The sequence below is a fragment of the Cellulomonas sp. GbtcB1 genome, from assembly GCF_019091725.1.
In the GTDB taxonomy this organism is placed as follows: Bacteria; Actinomycetota; Actinomycetes; order Actinomycetales; family Cellulomonadaceae; genus Cellulomonas.
The window spans coordinates 1-237 of sequence record NZ_JAGXJG010000552.1; the positions used below are offsets into that span (position 1 = coordinate 1).

At 83.5% G+C, this 237-nt stretch carries 1 pseudogene; it reads left to right on the forward strand.

Features of this window, described 5'->3' with window-relative positions:
* Positions 1 to 237 (forward strand): annotated as a pseudogene (locus KVT14_RS21355) (hypothetical protein); the annotation flags it as partial.

A 237-nucleotide genomic window follows, 5' to 3' on the forward strand; every position in this document is an offset into this window, starting at 1 on the left:
GTGGACTCCGACGGCCGGCACTGGCTGGTCTACGCCTCGTTCTTCGGCGGCATCCACGCGCCCGGGATCGACCCCGCGTCCGGGTTCGTGCTCGGCTCGGGCGGCCGCCCGAGACCCGGCCCGGTCCTGCTGCTGGCCCGGCGGCCGCACGCGGGCGGGGCCGCCGTCGGGGGGGGGGTCGCGCGCCCCCCGCCGGGCGGCGGCGACGCCCCGCGCCCGGCCGTCGCCCCCCCGGTC